Origin of the sequence: Methylibium sp., from assembly GCF_013817345.1 — a bacterium.
Taxonomy (GTDB): Bacteria; Pseudomonadota; Gammaproteobacteria; order Burkholderiales; family Burkholderiaceae_C; genus Methylibium.
In genome coordinates, this window is the sequence record NZ_JACDCW010000067.1 from 1 (window position 1) to 24,242 (window position 24,242).

At 68.7% G+C, this 24,242-nt stretch carries 22 protein-coding genes and 1 pseudogene; 10 read left to right on the top strand and 13 right to left on the bottom strand.

Annotated elements, in window-relative coordinates:
* The 7 genes from H0W40_RS13050 to H0W40_RS13080 all read right to left on the bottom strand — a co-directional run.
* Positions 1 to 1,804 (bottom strand): histidine kinase dimerization/phospho-acceptor domain-containing protein (locus H0W40_RS13050; RefSeq protein WP_292446811.1); only part of this gene is annotated, 1,804 nt, incomplete at its 3' end.
* Positions 1,805 to 1,827: 23 nt separating this feature from the next.
* Complete coding sequence (locus H0W40_RS13055; RefSeq protein WP_292446812.1) at positions 1,828 to 2,721, bottom strand: transporter substrate-binding domain-containing protein; 894 nt, start codon at positions 2,719 to 2,721, stop codon at positions 1,828 to 1,830.
* 460 nt (positions 2,722 to 3,181) lie between these two features.
* The gene (locus H0W40_RS13060) at positions 3,182 to 4,312 is read right to left on the bottom strand and encodes a mandelate racemase/muconate lactonizing enzyme family protein (protein ID WP_292446814.1); all 1,131 of its coding nucleotides are present in this window, start codon (positions 4,310 to 4,312) and stop codon (positions 3,182 to 3,184) included.
* Positions 4,313 to 4,331: 19 nt separating this feature from the next.
* The gene (locus H0W40_RS13065; protein ID WP_292446817.1) at positions 4,332 to 4,808 is read right to left on the bottom strand and encodes a tripartite tricarboxylate transporter TctB family protein; all 477 of its coding nucleotides are present in this window, start codon (positions 4,806 to 4,808) and stop codon (positions 4,332 to 4,334) included.
* Complete coding sequence (locus tag H0W40_RS13070) at positions 4,786 to 6,303, bottom strand: tripartite tricarboxylate transporter permease (protein ID WP_292446818.1); 1,518 nt, start codon at positions 6,301 to 6,303, stop codon at positions 4,786 to 4,788. Before H0W40_RS13070 ends, H0W40_RS13065 begins: the two co-directional genes overlap by 23 nt.
* Before the next feature lie 36 nt (positions 6,304 to 6,339).
* Complete coding sequence (locus H0W40_RS13075; protein WP_292446819.1) at positions 6,340 to 7,377, bottom strand: tripartite tricarboxylate transporter substrate binding protein; 1,038 nt, start codon at positions 7,375 to 7,377, stop codon at positions 6,340 to 6,342.
* 2 nt (positions 7,378 to 7,379) lie between these two features.
* Positions 7,380 to 8,420 carry a GntR family transcriptional regulator gene (locus tag H0W40_RS13080; RefSeq protein ID WP_292446821.1) on the bottom strand — a complete coding sequence of 347 codons (1,041 nt, stop codon included), beginning with the start codon at positions 8,418 to 8,420 and terminating at the stop codon, positions 7,380 to 7,382.
* Between H0W40_RS13080 and H0W40_RS13085 the strand changes: the two genes are divergently transcribed.
* The 6 genes from H0W40_RS13085 (at position 8,419) to H0W40_RS13110 (ending at position 14,935) form a co-directional block, all read left to right on the top strand.
* Positions 8,419 to 9,081, top strand: coding sequence for a TetR/AcrR family transcriptional regulator (locus H0W40_RS13085; RefSeq protein WP_292446824.1), 663 nt, complete (start codon positions 8,419 to 8,421; stop codon positions 9,079 to 9,081). The genes H0W40_RS13080 and H0W40_RS13085 overlap by 2 nt on opposite strands.
* 10 nt (positions 9,082 to 9,091) lie before the next feature.
* Complete coding sequence (locus H0W40_RS13090) at positions 9,092 to 9,532, top strand: cobalamin-dependent protein (protein WP_292446826.1); 441 nt, start codon at positions 9,092 to 9,094, stop codon at positions 9,530 to 9,532.
* Between the two features lie 2 nt (positions 9,533 to 9,534).
* Complete coding sequence (locus H0W40_RS13095) at positions 9,535 to 11,223, top strand: methylmalonyl-CoA mutase (protein ID WP_292446828.1); 1,689 nt, start codon at positions 9,535 to 9,537, stop codon at positions 11,221 to 11,223.
* Positions 11,223 to 12,506 (top strand): methylmalonyl Co-A mutase-associated GTPase MeaB, encoded by a 1,284-nt coding sequence (gene meaB, locus H0W40_RS13100; protein ID WP_292446829.1) that lies wholly within the window; start codon positions 11,223 to 11,225, stop codon positions 12,504 to 12,506. Before H0W40_RS13095 ends, meaB begins: the two co-directional genes overlap by 1 nt.
* 253 nt (positions 12,507 to 12,759) lie before the next feature.
* Positions 12,760 to 13,092, top strand: a complete 333-nt coding sequence (locus H0W40_RS13105; RefSeq protein ID WP_292446831.1) for a hypothetical protein — start codon at positions 12,760 to 12,762, stop codon at positions 13,090 to 13,092.
* Between the two features lie 7 nt (positions 13,093 to 13,099).
* Positions 13,100 to 14,935, top strand: coding sequence for an ATP-binding protein (locus tag H0W40_RS13110; RefSeq protein ID WP_292446833.1), 1,836 nt, complete (start codon positions 13,100 to 13,102; stop codon positions 14,933 to 14,935).
* On the opposite strand, the gene H0W40_RS13115 is transcribed toward H0W40_RS13110, so the two are convergent.
* Complete coding sequence (locus H0W40_RS13115; RefSeq protein WP_292446836.1) at positions 14,928 to 15,692, bottom strand: hypothetical protein; 765 nt, start codon at positions 15,690 to 15,692, stop codon at positions 14,928 to 14,930. The genes H0W40_RS13110 and H0W40_RS13115 overlap by 8 nt on opposite strands.
* A 211-nt stretch (positions 15,693 to 15,903) precedes the next feature.
* Between H0W40_RS13115 and H0W40_RS13120 the strand changes: the two genes are divergently transcribed.
* The gene (locus tag H0W40_RS13120) at positions 15,904 to 16,680 is read left to right on the top strand and encodes an FkbM family methyltransferase (RefSeq protein ID WP_292446838.1); all 777 of its coding nucleotides are present in this window, start codon (positions 15,904 to 15,906) and stop codon (positions 16,678 to 16,680) included.
* Positions 16,681 to 16,764: 84 nt separating this feature from the next.
* Here H0W40_RS13120 and H0W40_RS13125 read toward each other — a convergent pair whose 3' ends face one another.
* The 5 genes from H0W40_RS13125 to H0W40_RS13145 all read right to left on the bottom strand — a co-directional run bounded on the left by H0W40_RS13125 (position 16,765) and on the right by H0W40_RS13145 (position 22,586).
* Positions 16,765 to 16,917 carry a hypothetical protein gene (locus H0W40_RS13125; RefSeq protein WP_292446840.1) on the bottom strand — a complete coding sequence of 51 codons (153 nt, stop codon included), beginning with the start codon at positions 16,915 to 16,917 and terminating at the stop codon, positions 16,765 to 16,767.
* Between the two features lie 99 nt (positions 16,918 to 17,016).
* On the bottom strand, positions 17,017 to 18,087 hold the full coding sequence (locus H0W40_RS13130; protein ID WP_292446843.1) for a DUF1513 domain-containing protein: 1,071 nt from the start codon (positions 18,085 to 18,087) through the stop codon (positions 17,017 to 17,019).
* A 23-nt stretch (positions 18,088 to 18,110) separates the two neighbouring features.
* Positions 18,111 to 19,319: an imelysin family protein gene (locus H0W40_RS13135; RefSeq protein ID WP_292446844.1), complete on the bottom strand. Its 1,209-nt coding sequence runs from the start codon at positions 19,317 to 19,319 to the stop codon at positions 18,111 to 18,113.
* Positions 19,319 to 21,076 (bottom strand): di-heme oxidoredictase family protein, encoded by a 1,758-nt coding sequence (locus H0W40_RS13140; RefSeq protein WP_292446848.1) that lies wholly within the window; start codon positions 21,074 to 21,076, stop codon positions 19,319 to 19,321. The genes H0W40_RS13135 and H0W40_RS13140 overlap by 1 nt, the downstream gene beginning before the upstream one ends.
* Before the next feature lie 241 nt (positions 21,077 to 21,317).
* Positions 21,318 to 22,586: an imelysin family protein gene (locus H0W40_RS13145; protein ID WP_292446849.1), complete on the bottom strand. Its 1,269-nt coding sequence runs from the start codon at positions 22,584 to 22,586 to the stop codon at positions 21,318 to 21,320.
* Between the two features lie 49 nt (positions 22,587 to 22,635).
* Between H0W40_RS13145 and hemP the strand changes: the two genes are divergently transcribed.
* The 3 genes and pseudogenes from hemP to H0W40_RS13160 all read left to right on the top strand — a co-directional run.
* The gene (hemP, locus tag H0W40_RS13150) at positions 22,636 to 22,908 is read left to right on the top strand and encodes a hemin uptake protein HemP (RefSeq protein ID WP_292446851.1); all 273 of its coding nucleotides are present in this window, start codon (positions 22,636 to 22,638) and stop codon (positions 22,906 to 22,908) included.
* Between the two features lie 76 nt (positions 22,909 to 22,984).
* Positions 22,985 to 23,275 carry a hypothetical protein gene (locus tag H0W40_RS13155; RefSeq protein WP_292446852.1) on the top strand — a complete coding sequence of 97 codons (291 nt, stop codon included), beginning with the start codon at positions 22,985 to 22,987 and terminating at the stop codon, positions 23,273 to 23,275.
* A gap of 77 nt (positions 23,276 to 23,352) precedes the next feature.
* Positions 23,353 to 24,242, top strand: a pseudogene (locus H0W40_RS13160) (DUF2325 domain-containing protein); the annotation flags it as partial.

Below are 24,242 nucleotides of genomic sequence, written 5' to 3' on the forward strand. Positions count from 1 at the left end.
AGTCGGGCAGGCCCGGCGCCAGAACGACGGGCAGGGCGAGGCCCTTGGCGGCGGTGCGGCCGGCCACCAGGCCGACGACCGCATCGACGGCGGCCGACAGACGGAAAGCACGCCGCTCGACACTCAACTTGCCGGCCTCTAGCTTGGAGAAGTCCAGGATGTCGTCGACGATGCTCAGGAGATGCCGGCCTGCGTCCAGGATGCCCTGAAAGTTCTGGGGCGCTGCGCGGCCGCTGCGATCGCGGGTGCCGATCTGGGCCAGGCCGAGCACGGCATTCAACGGGGTTCGGATCTCGTGGCTCATGTTGGCCAGAAACTCGCTTTTCACGCGGGCCAGGCGTTCGGCCTCGCGCCGGTTGGCCTCGCGGACTTCCTCGAACTCACGGCGCTCGGTCACGTTGCGCACCACCATCAACAGCTGGTCTTCGTCGAGCGGCAGCACGCGGGCCTCGTAGAACTGACGCCCCGTGGACAGGGTCATTTCACATTCGGCGATGCACTGCTCGGCGCCGTGCGCCAGATCGCCGAGCGCCGCCGTCACCTTCTGCGCCATGTCCGTCGGGACGACGTCTTGCAGTTTGCGGCCCAGGAACTGCTCGGGAACCAGGAAAAGGCCCGCTTCGCGTCCGGCTCGATGCTCGAGGAGGGTGCCGTCGCGCGCCATGCGGAAGTAGCTGTCCGGCAGCGCGTGGAACAGGCGGTTCAGCTCGGCGGTGCGCCGGGTGACCAGTTCTTCCAGATGGTCGCGGTGGCGCTGCAGTTCGGCCTCGATGGCTTCGCGGCGGCGGATCTCCTCCGACAGCGACTCGTTGCGGCCTTGCAGGACGTGGCGGTGGGCGTCCGAGCGGGCAGCGTCCAGCTCCAGGGCGCGCGCACGTCCCTGCAGGCGGTCCGTTCGCCAGGCGGCGAGCAGAAGAAGCACGGGAAAGGCGCTCAGCGAGAACAGGAGCACCGAGGAGCTGAGATCGCCATAGATCTCGTCGCGGGACAGCGTCGTGACGAGCACGGCCGCCATGCCCGGGACCGGGGTCGCGATGGCGACGGCGTCGCCCTTGCCTGCGTCCCGGGCCGCAGCCGACAGGGGCGCGACGCGGGCGGGTTGACCCGGTGGCAGCCGCGCCAGCTCGACCGCCAGTTCGGGAGCGAAGGCGAGGGCGCCTGCCGGGGTGGCGATCTCGCGCCCGTCGCTGGTCACAAGGGTCTCGCGATAGGAGCCCTCGGCAACCATCTGGATCAGCGAGCGGTAGAGCTGACCGATATCGCCCACCGTGACGACGGTCCCGACGAGCTCGCCCTTGAAGACCACCGGAGCGGCCGTCACGATCGTGCGATGTTCCACATCGATCTCGAACGAGGTGCGACCGGCAGGCTCTGCCGGCGCGGGCAGCGTGGCGGGGTCGTGCCCCGTGTCGACCAGCACGTGTCCGGCGGCATCTACCCACGCGATGCGCGTGTAGGCCTGGCCGTCACCGATCTTGTCGCGTCCGATCCAGTCCCGAAAGCGCTGTTCCACCGCACCGAGGCTGGCGTCCAGGCCGTACAGCGGTGACATGCCCAGCGCCTTGTTGACGAGGTAGGTACGCAGCTCGTGCAGGGCCGCCAGCTCCTCGGCGGTGCTGCGTTGTTGGGCCGCGAAGTCGCCGAGCGCCGCAGCGCGCCGCTTGCTGTCGGCGATCATCCGGGCGTCGGCCGCCACCCTCAGCTGTTCCTTGGAGTCGAACGCGTTCCACAGCAACAGCACCGAGTAGATGCAGAAGATGCCGGCGACGACGACAGGCCAGCGCGCGTTGAGGCGGGAGGACATGGCTGCCTTCCTGGCCCCCGGGGTCAGCCTGACCCGCCGAAGAAGGCCGGAAAGTAGCGACGGATGCCCGGGTAGTACTTGTCCACGAGCTTGTCGTACCTGCCGTCGGCCTTGATGCCCACCAGGTATGCGTCGAACGCGCGCCGCAATTCGGGCGAAGTCTTCGGGAACGCCGCCGCGAGTTGCTGCTCTTCGGAGATGGGGCCGATCACCTTGATCTGGCCGGACCACTTCTGGAGGTCGAGGATGACGTCCGGCACGTCGAGCAGGGTGAACTCCGCATCGCCCTTGAGCAAGGCGGGCACCATCTCGTTGAGGTTGGTGCTCTTCGTATAAGCGCGAAGGTCGATGCCTTTGCCCTTCAGGCCGTAGTTCGCGGGGTCGAGGCAGGTTCGCTCCATCACCAGCAAGCTCTTGCGCCCGAGGATGGCCCGGGTCTGGGCGATATCGCCGGCCAAGGTGCCACTGCCCTGGATCGGCCGGTCGGCCGAATCCGCCCGGGCCACCAGCAAGACCTGCGACGGAAAGGTAGGTGCGGAATAGTCCAGCACCTTTGCCCGCCACGGCAACACGGTGAAGCCGGTGGCGATGATGTCGCCCTTGACCGGGAAGTCCCCTTGCAGGTTGACCTGGTCGCCCTGGCGCACGACGTCCTTGCCCAGCAGGTCGCGGATGACGTTGTAGAAATCGGTGGGCACCAGCTTGTAGGCAACGCCGATGTACCGTGCAAAACCCTGCACCAGCTCGACGTCGAAGCCGTCGCCCGCGCCGGTGACGAAGTTGGCGTAGTTGATGCCGAGGTGCCTTATCTCGCCACGCGCCTTGATCTCCGCGAGGTCGGTGGCCGAGGCCTGCCCCAGCGTGAACACGAGAACAAGTCCGGGCACGATGTGCCGCCAGCGGAGGGAAGGTTTCATGACAAGGCTTCGAAGGCGCGGTGTTCGCGTCCGCGTTGTGTCATCGGCCGGTCGGCCGGGAGACTTAAGCCTTCACGAGGCTCCTGTCTTCAAGGAGCCCTGAAACTGTCCTCTGCTTGCCAAGTTGTTGACACGCGCCTGTATTTGCGGCGCTGTCGCTCATACCAGGCCGCATTCAAACGCATCAATGCTGGTGCTGCAGCGTAGCTGCCGAGGGCCTCGGGCGACTGCAGAACCGACATCTACGGTGGTGGCAGGAGCGCTGTGACGGGTTGCTGTGTGGAGTGAAGTCAAGGAGGAGGGCTGGGCGTGAGCCCGGCCCGGGGGACATGAACGCAACACAGCGACCCGGCGCAGCGCTCGCGCGCTGAGCTTGCACGCTCGGCATTCCGAACACGAACCGAAGCCCGCTACGACTCTTCGACGGCTTCAATTCGATGCGTATGAACGCAATTTCGTATCAGGCGTAGCGATGCGCAACCCGGAAAGGCCCGAGCGCTTCCAGATCGACATCGATGCCCAGGCCCGGTGCTTCGCCGAGATCGGCCCGACCGTTCCTGATGGTGTTCAGCGGCCCGGCCAGCAACTCTCTGAGCGGGTTCGGGTTGGCGTCGATCTCGAGCAGGCCCGTGCCGTTGCCGGTGGTCAGCAGGTGCGCCGAGGCCAGCAGCCCGATGCCGCCGCCGAGAAAGTGCGGACAGAAGCGCTTGCCCGCGGCTTCGATGCGTGGGACCAGTGCTCGGCACGCGCTGAAGCCGCCCCACTTGGCGATGTCCGGTTGCACGACGTCGATCGAGTCGGAGTCCAGCGCGGCCTTGAAGGCGTCGCTGCCCGCCAGGTTCTCGCCGGCAGACAGTGGGACGGCGCCTTGCGCTTTCAACTGCTGCCATTCCGACCACGGGCGGTCGGCGCGCAAGGGCTCCTCCAGCCAGCTCAGTGCGTAGGGTGCGAGCAGGGGCACATAGGCCAGCGCCTCGTCGAGCCGGAAGGCCTGGTTGGCATCGGCCATCAGCGTGGCCGCATCGCCCAGCGTTTCGCGCAGCGCCGTCAGGTTGCCGAGATCGCGCTCTCGACCGAAGCCGATCTTCTGCTTGAACGCGGTGTAGCCCTCGCGTTGACGCTCAGCCGCCAGGCGCTCGGGATCGGTGGGGTTGAGGCCGCTGGCGTAGACGCCGATGCGCGCCGCGCGACCGCCCAACAGACGCCACAGCGGCAACTTGCGCCTGCGCGCGATCAAGTCCCATACGGCAATGTCGACACCGGCAATGGCTTGGGCTAAAGGGCCGGGCTCGCCGCATTGCAGAGCCAGGACCTCGGTGCGCCGCGTCAGCTTGTCGAACAGTGCTGGGGCGTCCTCGATGGCTTCGCCGCAGGCCAGGGGCGAAAGCACGTGATCGACCAGGCGAGCACGGTGCTCGGCGCCTACCTGCGGAAAGTTGCACCACACCTCGCCCCAGCCGATGAAGCCGTCTTCGCAGGTGGCCTGCACCAGGACCATGGGCCGGTCGGTCATCAAACCGAACGAGGTTTGTACCGGTGTGGCCACGGGCGCTCGCAGCACGTGCGCGCTGACGGATTTCAGTCGGAACACGGGTGCGGCCTCGCCGGCCTCAGAACTTCAAGGCTGGCAACAGCTCACCCGCAGGCAAGCGCACACCCAGCACCTGCTGGAACAGGAGCTGCAGGGCCAGCACCAGGACCAGTCCGACGACGGCATAAAGGGCCGCTTTGCGCAGCGACGGCCGCTCGCCGCCGGCAATGAGGGTCAGCGCGACGAAGCCGACCCAACTCGCGAGCGTGAAGCCCGCGACTTCGAGCATCAGGATCCAGACCAGCATGACGACCATCAGTGCCACGCTGCTCAGCAGCCCGCTCGACGAGCGCTGCGCAGCTTCGGGCCCCATGCCGAGCAGGGCGCGCCCCAGAACGAACAGGCTGCCGAGCAGCAAGACGCCCCCCGCCACCCGCGGAAAGATGGAACCGAACGGCGAGAACTCGCTGGTTTCCCACAGCATCACCGCGGCGACCGCGGCGATCAGCGCCGCCATCAGCGCCGCGCCGGCATCACTCTTGCGGCGTGATTGCATCGCGTAGCTTCCTTTTTTCCTTGCGGCGGGCAATCACCGGGTACATCAGCGTCAGGACGGCGATGACGATGATCGCAATGGAGATGGGACGACCGAAGAACATGCCGAGCAGGTTGTCGCTGGCCGAGCCGATCATCCAGGCCTGAACGAAGCCCTGTTCAGCGAGCGGCCCGAGGATCAGCCCGAGCACGATCGGCGCCGCCGAGTACCCGAAGCGGCCGAGCACCCAGCCGACGATGCCTACGCCGAACATCACGATCACGTCGTCGACGTTGCCGTGGATCGCATAGCTGCCGATCACGGTGAGCAGCGCAATGGCCGGCACCAGGATGGCTTTCGGCACCGCGATGATCGAGCTGTACGCATAGCGGCCGAGGACGAGGCCGACCGGCAGCATCAGCACGGTGGCGATGAGCAGCCCGAACATGAAGGTGTAGACGATGTCGCTCTGCTCGGTGAACAGCGACGGCCCGGTCTTCACACCCTGCACGAGCAGCGCGCCGAGCACCACCGCGTCGGCCGGCGTTCCCGGAATGCCGAGCACTAGTGTGGGAATGAAGCCGCCCCCGACGGTGGCGTTGTTGGACGACTCGCTGGCGATGAGGCCGCCCGGGTTGCCGTGGCCGAAGGTCTCGGCCGACTTCGAGGCGCGCCGGGCTTCGGAGTAGGCGATCAGCGCGGCGATCGAGCCGCCTGCGCCTGGCAGCACGCCGATCACCGTGCCGATCACCGAGCTTCGCGCGAGGTTCAATTTGTTCGCCAGCGAGAGGCGGATCGCTTCACCCAGCCGGTAGCTTGCCACCTTGCCCTCGATGCGCAGGTGCTCCTCCTTGGTGGCCACCAGGTCGATCAGCACGGGAATGCAGAACAGGCCGATCAATGCCGGGATCACGCCGATGCCCGACAGCAGGATGGTCGAATCCATCGTGTAGCGGATGTCGCCGCCGATCACCGCCGAGCCCATCATCGACATCATCAGGCCGATGCACGCGCCGACCAGTCCCTTGACCCAGTCGCCCCCCGACAGGGCGGCGACCAGCGTCAGGCCCAGGATGGCCAGCCAGAAGTACTCGATCGGCCCGAACGCCAGGGCCACTTCGGCCAGCGGCGGCGCCAGCAACAGCAACGCGAGCGCGCCGACCAGGCCGCCGAAAACCGAGGCGATGCAGCTCACCGTGATCGCCAGGTCGCCGTCGCCCCGTTTGGCCATGGGATAGCCGTCGAAGGTGGTGGCCACGGCCGACGGCGTGCCCGGCGTGTTGAGCAGGATGGCCGAGTACGCGCCGCCGTAGATTGCGCCCGTATATATGGCGCCCAGCATGATGAGCGCCGGCGCCGGCTCCATCGTGAAGGTGAAGGGCACCAGCACGGCGACCGCCATGGTCGCCGTGAGGCCCGGCAACGCGCCGATGGCGGTGCCGGCGGCCACACCGATGAAGGCCAGAAGCAGGTTCTGCCACGACAACGCCGCGAGGAACGTGTCAAACAACTGCATGAAGGAGGCTCCTGCGATGTCCGGCCCGACGATCGATTACTTCAGCAGCCCGACATCGCGCGCCGCCGCTTCGTACTCCTTGCTCTGTTCCGCCATGAAGGCCGGGGCCTTGGCATAGTCGATGTCGACGAGCACATAGCCGGCATCGGTCATCTTCTTGCGGAAGTCCGGGTCCTGGTTGACCTTGCTGAACAGCGCCGAAAGCTCCTTGCGCTTGGCTTCCGGTGTGGCCTTCGGCACGGCCACGCCGCGGTACACGCCCGACACCATGTCGAAGCCGAGTTCCTTGAACGTGGGCACGTCGGGCAGGTTGGGCAGCCGCTCGTCCAGCGCGACCGCGAGCATGCGGACCTTGTCGCCCTGCTGGATCGCCGCGGTGGTGAAGGTCATGGCCGCATTCACCTGCTTGCCCAGCATGGCGACCACGGAGGTTGCGGTCCCGGAGAAAGGCACGTAGGTGGTCTTGATGCCGGCCAGCTTGTTGAACGTGGTGGCGCTGAGGTGCGGGCCGGTGTTGGTGCCGCTGCCCGACAGCGTGACGGCGCCTGGCTGCTTCTTGGCCGCGGCGATCAGGTCGGCGAGCGTCTTGTAGGGGCTGTCGGCCGGCACCACTATGGCGTCGGGTGTGAGCTGGAACACCGCGACGTGGACCAGATCCTCGGTCTTGTAGCCGACATCTTTCTGCATCGGCTGCAGGAAGATGTGCGGCAGGTTGGTGCCCATCACCGTGGAGCCGTCGGCCGGCATGCTGTTCAGCGAAGCCCATGCCTTGGCGCCGCCGGCGCCGGCGTTGTACTGGATAACCACGTTGTCGCCGGAAATCTTCTTCAGCACCGGCTCCTGCAGCCGGGCGGTGACGTCCGACTCGCCGCCCGCCGGGAACGGGATGATGTAGGTCAGCGTCTCGGCAGCCGCCGGCGACGCGAGCATCACGCCGCCCAGGCCGAGTGCCGCTGCCGTCATGCGCCAGCCGCCGCCCACGGCGAGACGTTCGGTCGTGCACGACGACGTTTCGGTGGCGCGGGCGTCCGAGCCCTCGCTGTGGTCGATGCTGTGAATGTTGCGAGTGTTCATCTTCAATCTCCTTCGATTGCGCCGCTCGGCGGCGAGGTTGCATGGGGCGTTCCGAGCTTTGTCTCGGTCGAAGCGTGATTCGTTCTCGGCGGATCGGAGCCGCTGCCGATCAGGTCGATTTCCAGACACACCACATCGGCGCGATAGGTGATCTCGGCGAGGTAGACCACCGTGTTGTCCGGGTCCACGATCAGCCGCCTCACGTTGGCGACGGGGTCGCCGGCATCGAGGCCTAACTGCTCGGCGATGATGGGGTCGGCCTTGGCGATCCGCACGGTCTGCCACGCTCGTGCGATGCGGTGGCCGGCCAGGCGGGTCAGCAAGGGCAGCACCAGTTCCTTGTCGAAGCGCTCTGGGTCGATGCGGTGGATGTCGTCCGCCAGGTAGAGGCGGATCAGGCAGAACGGGCGCCGATCACGGCTGTGAAGCCGCGACAGGAAGCGGTAGCCGTCGGCCGCCCGGCCTTCGCTGGCATCGAGCCTGGGCACGATGTGATCCAGACGCACATTGACCATTTCCACCGCGACATCGCTCAGCGAACTGAGCAGCGAATCCCAGCGGGTGCCGAGCTTGAGCCAATCGACTGGGCCCGACTTGCCGATCACGAATGTTCCCGCGCCTTGACGGCGCTCGAGCAAACGCTCGCCTTCCAGCATCTCGACCGCCTGGCGCACGGTGACGACTGCAACCCCCGTGCGGGCCGCCAGACTTTCCAGCGACGGCAGACGCTGACCCATGGGCCAGTCGCCGTTCTCGATGCAGTGGCGCAGGAGGCTGGCGCACTGGACATACAAGGGAAGCTTGCCGCGCTTCATCAATGCTCCGGGCACCGGCAGCACACACGCGCGGGTCGCTGCGGTGGCTTGAAGGGGCTGAAGAGGTTTGGACAGCACGGCGCCGTTGGTGAACTGAATCATTAGGACATCGCAAAGATAGTAGGTGGCGGTCCGGCAGCCCATCGGGTCTGACCCTTTGTCGGGAATGCTATGCTTTAGCCAAACAATCGTTTGTCTTTCCAGCATCTGAATTCGAAGGACTTCCATGCCCCCAATCAGCAAGGCACAGGAAGCGCCGACGGCAAGGTCGCTTCACTCGGGCGTAGGGCTCGAAGCCGTCTCGGGCGACGCGAAGATCACCCGGCGCTCGCACAACCGACTGCCCCGCTTGCTCGATGAAGCCGCCCGGGTCTTCGCCCTGCGCGGATTCGTGGCCGCTTCGGTGCGCGAGATCGTCGAGCCCGTCGGCATGCTGCCCGGCTCGCTGTACTACCACTTCGAGACCAAGGAAGACCTCTTGGTCGCCGTTTACCGCGAAGGGGTTCGGCGCCTCTCGGTGAAGGTCGACGATGCGACCCTGCAGCTTCGAGAGCCCTGGGCGCGGCTCGAGGCCGCGTGCGTCGCCCACCTGTCGGCTCTGCTCGACCGCACCGACTACTCGCGTGTCGTGATCCGCATCCGGCCCGACGACGCTCCCCTGGTCGCCGCGGAGCTGACGATGCTGCGCGACTCGTACGAGCAGCGCTTCGTCGCCTTGATCGACGAGCTTCCCTTGCCCCGGTCCGTCGAGCGCCGCGACCTGCGCCTCATGTTGATGGGCTCCTTGAACTGGAGCCAGACGTGGTTCAGGGAAGACGGCGCCTTGAGCCCGGAAGAGATCGCCCGGCGCTTCGTGCGCCTTCTGAAGACGAGCCTGCTCGAACCGTGAAGGAAGCACCATGACCCCACAGGACTTCAAGCCCCGGGTGCTCGTGACGAAGATCGGACTCGACGGCCACGACCGGGGCAGCCGGATCGTCGCCGCGGCCTGCCGCGACGCGGGCATGGAGGTGATCTACACACCACCCTGGCAAAGCATCGCCGCCGTCGTGAAGCTCGCCCTCGAAGAAGACGTCGACGTGATCGGCATCTCCTCGCTGGCGACCGACCACCTCATCGTTCCCAAGCTCACCCGCGCGCTCAAGGAGGCCGGTCTGGGCAACGTGCGCGTGGTCGTGGGCGGCATCGTTCCGGACAATGAGGAAGCGCACCTGCTCGAGAGCGGCGTGCGGCAGGTCTTCCATCCGGGCAGCACGATGGACGACATCACCACGCGCATCCGCGACTACGCGCGCGAAGCCCGCACCGAAGGCGCGGCGCAGGTGGCGAACGGAGACTGACCATGAACAAGCCGCTCGATCATTCCGTCGCCGAGGGTCTCGATCCGACGTCTGCCCACACCGCGTGGGAAGCTGAATACCGCGAGTCGCTGCCCACCGAACGCCCGATCGAGAACGTGTCGGGCATTCCCATTCAGCCGCTCTACACCCCGCACGACTGGCCGCAGTACGGCGCGGACGATCCACTCGGCTACCCCGGTCAGCCCGACTACACGCGCGGCATCTACGCGACCATGCACCGGGGCCGCACCTGGACGCAGCGCCAGCTCGTCGGCCTGGGCACCCCGGCCGACTACAACGCCCGCCTGCTGGGCCTGATCGACCACGGCGCCACGGCCGTTTCGCTCATCCCGTGCAACTCCGTCTATCGCGGCTACGACATGAGCTCGGTCGATGCCGAGCTGCTCGGCACCTGCGGCGTCGTCATCAACAACACCGAGCACATGCAGCGCAGCCTGCAGGGCGTCGATGTCGGCGAAGTCTCCTGCGCGATGAACGACCCTTCGCCGTTCACGCTGCTGGCCTTCATGCTGATCGCGGCCGAGCGGCAGGGCACCGACTGGAAGTGCATCACCGGCACCTCGAACCAGAGCGACTACCTCTCGCACTTCGTTGCGAACCACATGTTCTACCGGCTGTCGCTGGCGGGCTCGCGCCGGGTGCTGCTCGACCACATCGCCTGGTGCAAGCAGCACGTGCCGCGCTGGAACCCCATGTCGGTCGTTGGCCAGCACATGCAGCAGGCGGGGGCGACACCCGCCGAAGCCATGGCCTTCACGCTGTGCACGGCGATCCAGAACGCCGAAGACTGCATCGCCCGCGGCATGGCGCCCGATGATTTCCTGCCGCGCTTCACCTTCTTCTTCGACATCTCGCTGAACTTCTTTGAGGAGGTCGCGAAGTTCCGCGCCGGGCGGCGCATCTGGTCGCGCATCGCTCGCGAACGACTCGGCGCGAAGGACCCGCGCTCGGCACGTTTCAAGTTCCACGGGCAGACCTCCGGCGTCGATCTAACCCGCCAGCAGCCGCTCAACAACATCGCCCGCGTCACGGTGCAGGCGATGGCCGGCATCTTCGGGGGCCTGCAGTCACTGCACACCGATGCCTTTGATGAAGCACTGGCCACGCCGAGCGAGTTCGGCGCGCGCATCGCGGTCGCGACGCAGAACATCCTGCGCGAGGAGGCTCACCTCACCGATGTGATCGATCCGCTCGGCGGCTCGTTCTACGTGGAAGCGCTGACGGATCAAATGGAAGAAAAGATCCTGTCGCTCATCGCGCTCGTCGATGAGGCCGGCGGCATGTTCAAGGCCGTCGAGTCGGGGCTGGTGCAAAGAATGATCGGTGCCTCGGCCCAGCGCTTCCAGCGGCGCATCGAGTCGGGCGAGCAGGTCGTCGTGGGCGTCAATGCCTATCAGGTCGATGAAGATGCCAGTGCGCGGCCGTTTATCGAACGTCCCGAGCCGGCCGTGATGCAGCGGCACCAGGACGACTTCGCCGCCTGGAAGGCCGCGCGCTCGACTGCCGAAGTGGACAAGGCGCTCGACCATCTGTCGCGCACCGCCGACGACCCGAAAGGCAACCTGTTCGGCGCCGTCGTCGATGGCGCGCGCGCCGGGTTGACCCACGAGGAGATCTGCGCGCGCCTGCGTCGCGATCTCGGCTTCGGCCAACCGCTGATCGTCGTTTGATGCTGTCGCTCGAAGCCGACCGGCAGGCCTTGCTCGTGCGCGTGCGGTCGGGAGACCGACGGGCCATCGCGCGCGTTCTGACTTACCTGGACGACGGGGCCGCCGGGAGCCGCGAAACCGCGGAACTGCTCGCCTCGCATGCCGGGCACGCGCTCGTGGTCGGCATCACGGGTGTGCCCGGCGGCGGCAAATCGACGCTGGTGAACGCCCTGCTCGGCGTGTGGCTCGCCCGCGACCTGCGCGTGGCGGTGATTGCGGTGGACCCGTCGAGCCCCGTCACCGGCGGGGCGGTGCTGGGCGACCGCATCCGCATGGGCGAACACGGCGCCCACCCGAACTGCTTCATTCGCTCGCTGTCCGCACGGGGTCAGTCGGGCGGCCTGTCGCGCACCGCGCGGGCCGCGGTCGATTGTTTCGATGCGGCGGGCTTCGACCGAATCATCGTGGAGACGGTGGGTGCCGGCCAGTCCGAGACGGCCATAGCTTCGCTGGCCGACACCCGCGTGGTCGTTTGTCCGCCCGGTCTGGGCGACGGCGTGCAGGCCATCAAGGCCGGCATCCTGGAGATTGCGGACGTGCTCGCGGTCAGCAAGGGCGATCTGCCGCTGGCCGAGGAAACCGCCCGCGACTTGCGCGAGATGCTGACGCTGCGCAAGGCGCTCGGCGAGGACGCCTGGGCGCCACGCGTGATGGTGGTGAGTGGGGCGCAGTCCAAGGGCGTGTCCGAACTGGTTGCTGCGATCGAGGAACACGCTGCCGGTGCGGGGACAGGCCGCCGACTCGCCGTGAAGAGCAAGGCCACTGCACGGGACGCGTCTTCGGCCGACAGGCGCAGCGCGGACGCGGAACACTGGTTGGCGCTCATGTCGTCCTGGGTGCAGCGCGACGGGCTTTGCTCGACCTTCGGAATCAGCGTGACCGAGGGCGGACCGGGGCGCGCCGTGGTGCGCATGACGGTCGACCGCCGGCACATGAACTTCAACGGTGGCTGCCATGGCGGCGCCATCTTCGCCCTGGCCGACACCGCGTTCGGCCTGGCCTCCAACTCGCACGGCGCCCTGGCGACGGGCATCGACGCCCACGTGACGTTTCAGGTCGGCATCCGCGCCGGCGAAACGCTTGTCGCCCGGGCCACCGAGCTCTCGCGCGGCCATCGCATCGGCATGTACCGGGTCGACGTGGCCCGTGTCGAAGCGGACGGTCGGGAAACGGCCGTGTCGAGCTTCACCGGCACGGTCTACATCAAGCACAGGCTCGAAGAGAAGAGCGGGCCGCAGGCATGAGAGTCGGCGTCGAGTCAGAACCGGCCGGCAAGGACGGTGCGAGTTCGAGGGCTGCCGAAAGCGAGCTGCGAAGCGTGCGGCGCCGGCACCGGGGCATCACGTTCGCGCGCCTTGCGTGCGGTATTCACGGGCAAGCAGCGCAAAGCTGCAGAGACGCCGCGCCGGCCGCACCGATCTTTTGGTTTCCTCCGGCGACACTTGCTTACGGACTCCGCGGCGGGTCCTTGTGATGGAGGCGGCCTTGCGCGCATTCATGTCAGACGAGACAGCGTGGCTGGAAGACGACTCGCACATGCAGCTGCCGGTGCAGGGGCTGTTCGCGGATCTCGATGCCGCGGCCGGCTCCATTGCCCTGACCGACGATTTCCTGCGGCTGCCGGCCTCCGTGCGTGCCGAAGTCCTGCAACACTGGGTGCGTGGCCTCGAAGAAAAGCGCCGACAGGCCATCGTGCAGATGTTTCGCGAGATGATGGCACCGCTCGGCGATCTGAGCATCGTCGAGCAGGTCGAGAACTTCCGCCACGCGTGCGCGCAGCTCGGCATCGACTGCCCGAGCGACCTGCCGCTGCTGCTGCAACGCTACTGAGAGATCGATGCTGGAACCACTCGCTGCCCGGCTCGGACTGACCGTCGATCGCGACGTGCGGGAGTACGTCGCCGACGAGCAGCTCAAGCTGGTCTGGGCTCATGCCGCGGTCAGCACGCTGATCGCGACCGCCTTTGCAGCGGTTATGGCCATTCACCTGAGCGGCAGCGTGGACGCGCACCTGGTGCAGCTGTGGATAGCCCTGAAGGTGATCGTCGCGGTACCGCGCGTCGTTCAGGCGCATCTTTTCCGGCGTCTGGCGAAACCCGGCGGCCAGGCCTGGCGGCTGACGACGTGGTGGATGCAGATCCTGGACGGCGCGGTCTGGGGGCTCGGCGGTTTCTGGTTGATGGGCAGCGACATCAACACCGCGTCGCTGGTCACCGCCAGTTTGTGCTGCGTGGCCTGTGTGGCGACCTTCGGCCTGCAGGTCTCGAGGGCCGCCACGGCCGCGTACGTGGCGCCGATCATCGTTCCGATGATCCTGGGCATGGCGCTTCGTGGCGACTCCTTCGGCGTCTATGGCGCCGTCGGGCTCGCGCTGTTCCTCGCGCAGATCCTCATCACGTCCAAGCGCGCCGAAGGCAAGTTCATTGAAATTTTCCTTCTGCGCCTTCATGCCGCGAAGGTCTCGGCCGAGCTCGAAAAAGCCCTGGAGTTGGCCCAGCGCCAGTCCTCGGTGAAGAGCCAGTTTCTCGGCACGGTCAGCCATGAATTGCGCACGCCGGTGCACGGCATGCTCGGACTCGCCCGACTGGTGCATGTGGAGACCGGCGACCCGCTGATCAAGAAGCGCATGGAGCTGATCGAAACCTCGGGCACACACTTGCTGTCGCTCGTGACCGAACTGCTCGACATCACGCGCATCGAGGCCGGGCAGATGCGGCTGCAGCGCGTCGAGTTCGACCTGAACGCGGAAGTCGCCCGCGTCGGCGACATCTACACCGTTCGCGCCGCCGAAAAGGGCCTGGCGTTCACGCTGGAGAGCAAGGTTGCGGGGCCTTGCTGGGTCACGGGCGATCCGTCGCGCACGCGGCAGGTGCTGCACAACCTGCTGGGCAACGCCATCAAGTTCACGCACAAGGGCTGGGTGCACCTCATGTTCGAGTGCTGCTCGACGGACGGCGAAATGCGTTTCGAAGTGCGCGACACCGGCCTGGGCATCAGCGACGAGGACCAGGCCACGATCTTCAACGCCTTCCGCCAGATCGGCGGGGCCAGCACCTCGCGCATGGAAGGCACCGGCCTGGGGCTGACGATCGCGCGCGAGATCGCGCGGCTGCTCGGCGGCGACATCACGGTCAGCAGCCGGCCGGGTTTCGGTTCGATCTTCTGCTTCACCGCGCGTTTCGCCCCCCTCGAAGCGGGAGCGCCTGCACAGAAGATCCAGGCCGATGCCGATGCGCCGCCGGCGGTGGCGCCCGCGCGCATCCTGCTGGTCGAGGACAACGACGTGAACGCGCTCATCGCCACCTCGATGCTGGCCAACCAGGGCCACCGGGTCGAGCGCGTCTCCGACGGGGCCGAGGCGGTCCGGCGCGCACTGCGCGAGATCGACCGGCCGCAACTGGTGCTGATGGATTGCATGATGCCGGTGATGGACGGCTTCGAGGCAGCCCGCTCGATCCGCTCGCAGGAAAAGGCGCTCGGCCTGGACCGCGTTCCGATCATCGCGCTGTCTGCGCTGCTGCAGGAAGAAGGCGAGCGGCGCTGCGCCGAGGCCGGCATGGACGACGCCTTGCCCAAGCCCTTCACCGATGTGGACCTGCAGCGCATGGTGGGCGCCTGGTTGGCGCCCGCGCCGCAGGGCCTGCTTTCAGCCCGCTTGCAACACGTCAGTTGAGCAGCGAGAGCCCGCCGCACGGAGCGGGCCGCAATGCAGAAACGCTCGCGCGGCGCGGCGCCGGCGAGTGCAGCAGGCCGAGGCCGGCAGTTTCGCGCTCCACGCCCGCCGAGCGCGGCATGGCCGGCGCCGTGCTGAAGAGCCGGACGTCGGGGTGCGCCGTCTCGATCATGAACTGATACAGCGCATGGCCGTTCTCGCGCCACCGGCTCTCCGCGGTGGTGACATTGAACGCCAGCACCCGGTGCTCGATCTGCATGACGTGCATCAGGGGAACCGAAGGTTGGCCGGCGAAAAGATCGGCGAAGCCCAGGCGCTGGTACTGGCGGATCAGGGCCTCGCTGCGCGCGCTGATCACCATCCAGCGAATCTGGCTCGCCATGCAGAAGAGGTAGCTGGCCTTCATCAGGCACAGCTTGGCCAGGGGGTCGGCGCCCGGCACGACCGAAAGGCGGGTGATCTCCACGCGCGTGTCGCTCTGCATGGCGGCGGGCAGGCGAACACTGTGCTCGATGAGCAGGGGGCCTGCGGTGTTGGTCTGGAAGCGGGCCGTCGCGATTGCCCGGCCGCTGGCTTTGTCCACGCACAGCACCACGGTCGTGTGCTCGTCGGCATCGAGCAGGTCCGGCTCCAGCAGCACGGAGCGCAGATGGGGCAAGTGGCGCCCGTAGGCGGCGGCACGCACCTCGCAGGCGGCCAGCAAATCTTCGCGGGTGCGCACGATGCGCAGATCGAACGAGAGCGATTGCGTTTGCACGAGGATTCCTTCAACGACGGTTCTTGGGATAACTGCAATCGCCGGGATGCGATGAGCCGCTCTGCGACTTGTGTGAAAAGGTACACGTTTCGTGCGTCTGTAGTTGCGATTCACTGCAAAAATGTTTCGTCCTAAACCGGCCAAAGTTCACGCTTGCTCGATTGACAAGCGATGGCGCTGCTGATAACCGCTGCACGCGAAAAGGAGTCTCATGTCGCGTTTGAACCGCTCGATCGGCCTGCTGCGGTCCTTGGCGATCTACCACGGCATTCCCTGGCGCGCCGCGCAGTTGCGGTCGTTCTACCGGGGCTTCGTGCGGCCCGGCGCACTGGCTTTCGACGTCGGCGCGCATGCCGGCAACCGGGTGGCGGCATGGCGGCGGCTCGGCGCGCGGGTGGTGGCGGTCGAGCCGCAGGCTGATTTCGAGCGCCTGTTGCGCCGCCTGTTCGCCGGCGACCCGCAGGTGACCGTGCTGGCGCAAGCGCTCGGACGCCAGAGCGGGCAGGCGCAGTTGCTGAGCAGCGAACGCAACCCCACCGTCTCGACGCTCTCAGCGGACTGGGCGCGCCGCGCCGGCGCCAGCGAGGCCTTTCGCGGCGTGCGCTGGACACCCGGGCCGATGGTGAGCGTAACCACGCTCGACGCGTTGATCACGCGCTTCGGCACACCCGATTTCGTCAAGATCGACGTCGAAGGTTTCGAGCTCGAAGTGCTGCAGGGGCTCAACCAGGCGCTGGCTGCCCTGTCGTTCGAATACCTGGCGCCACAGCGCGACCTTGCCGCGGCCTGCATCGACCGCCTGCAGGCGCTGGGTCGCTACGAGTTCCGCGCCTCGGTGGGCGAGAGCCTGCGTTGGCTGCACCCCGGCTGGCTCGACGCCGACGAGGCGCGGCACTGGCTCGCCGGCCTGCCGCCCCAGGCGCCCTCAGGCGACCTTTACGCGCGGCTCGCAGAGTCGTTCCGCCGCTCGCATGCTGCGGCTGCTTGAGGCTGCGGCGGGAAGCAGTCGACGGTTGGGCCGGGGAACGCGCCTCATATCGTCGCCGACCTCGGGCAGCCGTGGCTGCAGTGCTTACTGTGCTGCCGGCGCCACCGACGCACTGGCTGGGTCGACCGGCGCCGCGGCGGCAGGCACTTCAGCGACCGGCTCGCGCTGCGTGAAGAAGGCCGTCACGGCGGCAATAGCGACGACGAGGACGCCGACGAGCACGATCAGGATGCGCATGCGGACTCTCCAGGGGTGTTGGCAGTGCAGACAACCCTCCGGGACAGCAGTCGCCGTGCCCGCAGCGCGCGAACCGCTTCTCGGGCCCGAATCGCGCGTTCAAATTTCATCGGAAAGAGCGACCCAGTGGTTGTCCAGTCGCATCGCTGGAAGGGCCACCGAGCGCGGCGGCCCTTTCAGCGCGAGCGCCTGTCCGGCTCCGCCGGCCCACACGCCGCCGGCCCCGCTGGCCAGCGCGCAGCCGGAGGCCAGCGCAATGAAGCCTGCCCACCGGCCCCCCGCGCGCCACAGCGCGATGCCACCCGCTCGCGGACACGCCACCGCGAAGCCATCTCGCCAGGCCGCGATGTCGCCGCCATAACCGGCCAGCGGTTGCGCCGGCTCGGTCAAACGCAACGCGCTTCCATCGAAAAGGGCGAGCACCGGCGCCGCCGCACGCCGCTGTTCGTCGTCGTGCTCGGCCTGCAAGGCGATGCCGACGTGGCGGCCTTGCCGAGCCAGGTGGCGCAGGCTCAGTCGGGCATCGTCGAGCCGCCATTGCCCGAGCAGGCGCCCGTTCGCTGTCGCATCCAGCCGCACCAGCGAAGCGTCCATGCGGTCTAGTCCGCGCTTGGCGCGGCCGGTCTCGGACTGCGTCGGGATGCCGCCGTTGGCGACGAGGAGCCGGCCCTGCGCATCGAACAGCAGCGCATGCGGATCGAGCCCATGGCTCGGCCATTCGTCGAACTGCTCCAGACTGTTCGCGTCGCGAACGCCGATGAGGCCGGCGCCGGTGTCCAGGTCGGTCTGCGGGGTGTAGAGCGTGCGGCCGTCGCGGCTGGCCAGCACGTGGCCGTTGAAGCTGCGATCCGGCTCGGCCCACGCGCGCTGCACGGTGCGCCGTGTCGGGTGCCAGCGCATCAGCCAGTCGCCCGGCCGCCTGGCCACTGCCAACAGGGTGCCGCCGTTCTCCCACAGCAGGCCGTGAGCGCGGGTCGGAACGTCGGTCGAGGCGACGACGCGCAGTGCGCCGGCGCTCTCTGCCAACAGGCCGATGTGGTGACCGGCTTCGTCGTCCCAGGCGGCGGCGAGCGTGCAGCGGGCAGCGGCGCCGCGGACCAGCGCAGGGGCCGCGAGTGCGGTCAGTGCGGCCAGCGCGGCGAGGCAGTCGCGGCGGTTCAATGTCGGCATCACGTGGACATCGCGGCTCGCGATCAATCGCCGTCGGCATCGGAGAAGCCGATGCTGACCTCGAGCGCGGGCGCGACCTGCTCTTGCACCACGCGCCCGAGGGCCGCCAATGCTTGTGCGGCGCTCGCCAGGCGCTCGGGCGCCTCGACAGACAAGCCTTGCAGCGGCGGGTCGGCCTGCAGCACGGCGCGCCGCAGCGCGTCGGCCGTCGCGTTGAGCCCGCGGCCGCGCAGGTAGGTCTCGATCGTCACCAGGCCTTCGCCGGGGTGCGGCGCAGTCGCCTGCGACTGCAGCGCCAGAGCGCGCAGTGCCTGCCACTGCGCAGACCAGCTTGCAGCGCTGAGGCCGCTGGCGATGCGCGGAAACTGCGGCGCATTGCGCCCGCCGTCGCCGGCCGCCTCGAGCGGCCGTTCCAGGTCCTGCCAGCGCAGCCGCTCGAGCCCGCCGAGCCATTGATTGATCGCCTCGGCCATCGCCGCCGAAGCCGCCGCTTCGTCCCATTCGCGTGCCGCCGTCGCCTCGAAGGCCGCAGCCAGGGCGGCTGCTTCCCGGCCGATGTCGGCTGCCACTTCGGCGGCATAGCGGCAGTCCGGCGAGTGCGGCGCGACCGGCTGGGTCCACAGCAGCCATTCCAGCGCCGGCAGTCCCTTGGCCGGCGCGCCGATCTTTTCCATCGCCGCCGCTCCGACGGGCTGCGCCTTCACGGCGCGCTCGATCAGCGCCGGCCGGGGCGGCGTGAAATCGAGCGTGCGCAGGGACCGCCGCTCGATCAACGGGCCGACCGCCACCGCGGCGAGCCGCTCCCAGGCCTGGACCGCCGCGGCCCAGCGCGCCCGGGCCTCGCCGAGCGCCGGGGAGAGCGTGCCTTCGTGCGCCGCGGGCGGGGTATCGCCCAGCGCCTGCGCGGCTGCGGACGCTGCGTCGCGCGATGAAGGTGCAGGGACCGGTGCCGGCCGGCCTTTGTCCGGTGCGCGCGCAGGCGCGGCGGCATCCGCTGTTGCCGCACTCGACGAGCACAGGCGGTCCAGTGCCGGTGCCAACGCGGCCGCCTGCTCGGCGAAACCGGCGGCCGCCGGTGCCGTGCCGTAACGGTGCAGGCCCTGCATGAAGTGGCTGGGCGTGTAGTAGGGCACGGCCACGGCCGGCGCCGCGTTCTGCGCCGAGACGAGCGAGTGGCCCGCGATCAGCAGCGCCGGCACGACGCGCTTGAATGCAGGCAAGAAGATCGACATCACAGCGACTCCACGAACCTGACCAGCGCGTCGCGCTCGGCCCGGCTCATCGTCAACACGCGGTCGCGGCTGGCCCGGGCCTCGCCGCCATGCCACAGGATCGCCTCGAGCACGCCGCGCGCTCGGCCGTCGTGCAGCAGCCGGTCGTGGCCGTTCACGCCGGCGATCAGTCCGATGCCCCACAGCGGCGGCGTGCGCCACTGCCGCCCGCCGGCCGCGAAATCGGGGCGGCCGTCGGCCAGGCCTTCGCCCATGTCGTGCAGCAGCAGGTCGGTGTAGGGCCAGATGCGCTGGTTTTGGAGCGCCGGGCTGCTCAGTCGAGGGAAGGGTGGCGCGGTGGTCACGTAGCTCGGGCGGTGGCAGGCGGCGCACTGTGCGTCTGCAAAGAGGCGCTGGCCGCGCAGCACCTGCGGGTCGCTGGCATTGCGCCGTGCCGGTGGTGCGAGGGTGGCCTGATAGAACACCACGTCGCCGAGCGTGCGGTCGTCGATCTCGACAGGGGCGGCGCTTTCTGCAGCCGCCGCCATGCCGTGCGCTGCGGAGGGCCTGCTGACGCGAGACGCCGGCTCGCCCTCGCGCGCTCCGGCCGAGCCGCTGGGCGCCGAGCGGCCCGTGGCTATCGGTAGGTGCTCAGGCGTTGCAGGCTTGCTCTGGCGCCCGGCACCGGCGCCGCGCGGCGCCGAGAGGCAATCGGTTTGTGCCGCGCTGCAGGTTTCATCGGGAAACTGGCGTGAGGTGATGCCGATGTCGCCGACGAAGGCGGCCGCCGTCTGGTGCGCGAGGCTCGCCACGTTGGCCTTCCAGCCGTAGCGGCCGATGCGCTCCGCCTGCGCGAACGCGTCCCACACGCGGTTGGGCCGGCCCTTCACCGGGCCCTTCGCTGCGGCTTGCTTGCGCGCGTTGCGCTCGATGTCCTCGTCGGCGATCGCTTCGAGGAGCCCAACGCCGATGAGCTGCGGCGCGATGCGCGGGCTGGTCATCGTGCCGGCGGCGAGCGGCCCGTAGGCGAGGTCTTCGAGCCCGTAGTGCGGTCGCTGCAGCGCGTAGGGCGTGCCGTCGGCGAAGCGGCCGTGCACGGCGCTGTAGTGCAGCGTGATGCGGCCCTCGGGGCGCACGCCGGTGATGGCGGCGTTGCTCAGGGCCTCGCCGTACACCGGCTCGGGTTTCGGGCCGCCGTGCGTGCCGCGGCCGGGTACCGACAGACGCATCAGCAGGGCGACGGGCTGATCGTGCTCGTCGCCGCGCAGCCCGGTCGGCGAAGCAGGCACCTCGGCGAGGACCGCTTCGCTGTTCGGTGCAGACGCAGCAGCAGACGCGGTAGATGCAGACGCCGATGGCTGTTTCGGCGTCGATGCCGGGCCGAGGCGCCGGCGCAGATCGGGCGGCGCGCCGCGGCCGTCCTGCACGTGGCAGCCGCCGCAGGAGCGGGCGATGAAGTGCGGCCCCAACCCATCGCGCGCGCGGGTCGATGCGGGGGCCTCGACCCAGTTGCGCTTGAAGAAGGAGTTGCCGATGACGAAGCGAGTGCGCTCCTCGTCGGTGAGGTTGGCCGCCGGCAGCGAGAAGGCATTGCGGCCGTCGGCATACACCGTGGTCGCGCCGCCCGTCAGTTCGCCCAGAGGATTCGGCTCGGCGTCCGTCCGAGGCTCGGCACCGACCAGGGCCGACGCGAGCAGCAGCGCGGCGCCGGCGACGATCGATGCGTCAAGGAGGAACGCGCCACCCCGCCCAGGCCATGCAAGAGGCGCGTGCTTCATGCGCTGCATCCGAGTGCTGCGGCGCCCTGCTGACCCGGCGCGCCTCGCGCGATCCGCGGCGCATGGAACGCTGTGAACGACGCTGCGAAAACTCGTTCTTCCGCTTGCAGAACAGGGGCGGTGCAGTACGCAAGACCCTCATCCCTCGCCTTCTCCCGCGTGCGGGAGAAGGAGCCAACACGCTCATCCTCCGGCTCCCGCGAGCGGGAGAAGGCGCCGACACCCCGCAAGCTGCTTTGCGTCACTGCGGCTGCACCAGGTTCAGCCGCTCGATGCCCACGGCGTTCGCTGCCTCGACCAGCGTCTTGCTTTGCAAGGTGAGCGCGGCGGTCGCGCGCTCTATGCGCTCGCGCCCGTGGCCGTCTGCGCCGCCGGTGATCTCGCGGTCGAAGGGCGGCTGAATCGCCTCGGCCGCCCTCACCGAGGCGGCGATCTGCTGCGAGGTGCGCTCGGCCAGCGCAGCGTCCTGGCGAGCGACCCAATCGCGCAGCGAAGGCCCCTGCAGCACGCTGCCGTCGGCGCGGCGCAGGCGGCCGAGCCACACGTTCTCGATGCCGAGCGCGTTGGTCGCCGCATCGCGGTGGGTGTTGTCGGAGAAGCAGGAGTGCTCGTCTTCCTGGTCGCGGGTGGCGAGTGCTACCTCGAGCCGCTCGCCGGCCAGCTCGCCGCGCGACAGCGATCCCAGGCCGACGAAGAGCTTGCGCATCGACTCGGCTGCGCCGCGCTCGAAGGCCGCGCGGTAGTTCTGACCGGCCGGCGCCCACGCCTGCACCAGCGTGCCCAGATCATCGATGAGCAGTTCGGTCGCCACGCGCAGGTACTGCCGGCGGCGGTCGGCGTTGGGTGCCTTGCCGTCCACGAAATCCTCGAAGCTGCGCTGTCCGGGACCGTTTTCGCTCACGTCCTGGCCCCACAGCAGGAACTCGATCGCGTGCCAGCCGGTCGCCACGTTCTCCTCCCCGCCGCGCTCGTTCTGTGCGGCGAGGTTCGTCTTGTCGATGATGAAACTGCGGTCGGCGATCAGCCCGCTGTCCGGCCGGCCTTCAACGCGATCGACATAGGACTCGTCCATCGGCCAGGCGTTGAGCCGGCCTTCGGGACCGTCGTCGCCGTCGATCGGACCGCCGTAGAAACGGAAGGCTTCCGTCTGCCCGTAGAACTCGCGCGCCGCCCGCCAGGCCTGCTGCGTCGCCTGCAGGCCAGCGGCCGAAGGTCGGGCGGCGAAGGCCTCCACCTGCTGCTGCATCGAGCGCGCTGCGGTCAGCGTGTCGAGGTAGCTGGCGTGCACCAGCGTGGCGTGGTGGGTCAACACGGCGGAAAGGTCCGGCGAAGCCTTCGCTGTCGCCGCTGCGGCCGGTGCTGACTTCAGTGTGGTCTGAGCCAGAGCGGGCAGGGCGCAGAAGAAAGCGAGCGCGAGCAGCAGCGAAGCCGCTTGTGTCGAGCGTCGCGCCGCGCCGGACGCCGGCGCGAGGCTTTTCGGCAGTCCGCCGATCGGCGCGGGAAGCTTCATCTTCATTTCCTGGTTGCAAATGCGAGTAGTTCGTATTTATACTTCACTCATGCTCTCTCGCGCTACCCCTGCCGCTTCATTGCTGGCCGCTGCCGACGCCAATTCCCGGTCTGCCGGCGCGGCCGACACCGCGGCCGACACCGCGGCCGGCTTGCGATCGGCCGATCGGCCGGCTGGGCTTGCGGCGACGCCCGGTGCAGCCGTGCGCCGGCTCGTCAGCGACGCCGTCTTCGCGGGCGCTGCCGAGGTGCTGATCAGTCATCACGGGGTCGATTACCGGCTGCGCCAGACCCAGCTCGGCAAGTTGATCCTCACCAAGTAATCCGCGCGGCGCCCGTCGCCGCTCGCTCATCGCGCCAGCCAGCCGTCGCCAGCCCGCGCTCCCGAAAGGAAGCACCGTGCTGCACGAAGACCTGTCCGCCGAGGGCGCACCGCCGAGCGCCGGCGAACTGCTGGAACTGCAGTTGAGCGCCTTGCTGTTCCTGCTCACGCGTTGCGCCTGCCGCCCCGGCGACGGCGCTGCCATGCGCCTGGCGCTCGAACACCTGGAACTGCTCGGGCGCAACGGCCAGGCGCCGGTCCTCGTGCGGCGCACCGCCTCTCGCGTGGCCAAGCAGTGGCGAGAGGAGACCGAGCCGGCCGGCGAGTCGGGACCGCCCGCGCCGTGCTGCGGGCGCCGGCTGCATTGATGCGCTCGTGCGCCGCAGCCTGAAGCCTCGTTTTCCGAAGCCCGCCCTCGCATCTCGCCGCTACCTGGAGTCCCCTGATGTGCAACTTGTGCAAGTCGAAGAGCGCCACCGCGCCGGGTGGCGCCAACGTGTCTGCCGCCGCCAAGGCGACGGCGGCAGGTTCGCAGGTCGCCCGCCTTGGCGGGACCGATACCTTTTCACCTCGCCTGCCCTTCGCTGCCCCGGACGAGCCGGGCGGTTCGCGCCGCCGCCGGCTGTGGGAGCTGCCGGCGCATTGCCATTGCCCGGTGCTCGGCGTGTGCCTCCCGCTGGCGTTGCTGCGCAAACGTGTCGGCAAGGCGCTCGATGTGCAAGTGACCATGGACGACTACGCGCTGCACGTGCGCTGCGTCCATGAATGCAAGCGCCGCACGCCGGTTTCCGAGGCGCTGCAGCGTGAGCTCGATCTCCGCTCGGCGCCGGCGCTGCGGCGCTTTGCCGCCGCCAAGTCGGCCGATGCCGTGCTGGCGCTGTGGCAGGACGCCGTGCGCCGCGGCGACATCGCCGAGGCGCTGTGGGCCGCGCTCAGTCATCCCCGCTGCGACGCCGCGACGACCGAGCACATCTACGGCGACGCCCACATGATCCAGCACCAGGCCGGCGCCGCACGGCGCGGCGACCAGCGGGAGATCGAAGCGGCGCTGCGCCAGGGCGCCGAGGCCGCCCGCGAGCTGGTGCAGTTGCAGCAGCGCCAGCACCAAGGGCAGACCGAGCGTGCCGCCGAGATCGAGCGCCTGCAGGCGCAATTGCTGCGCGCGCGCGCCGAGCTGATCGGGCGCGACTCGCTCCTCGCCGCCACGCAGGCGGAACTGGCCGAACTGCGCCAGGCTGCGCCCGACCTGGCCAGCCGGAGCGCACTGGCCGAACGGCTGGCCGAGATGACCGAGCGCAACCGCGAGCTGGCGCGCCAACTCGCCGAGCGCAGTTG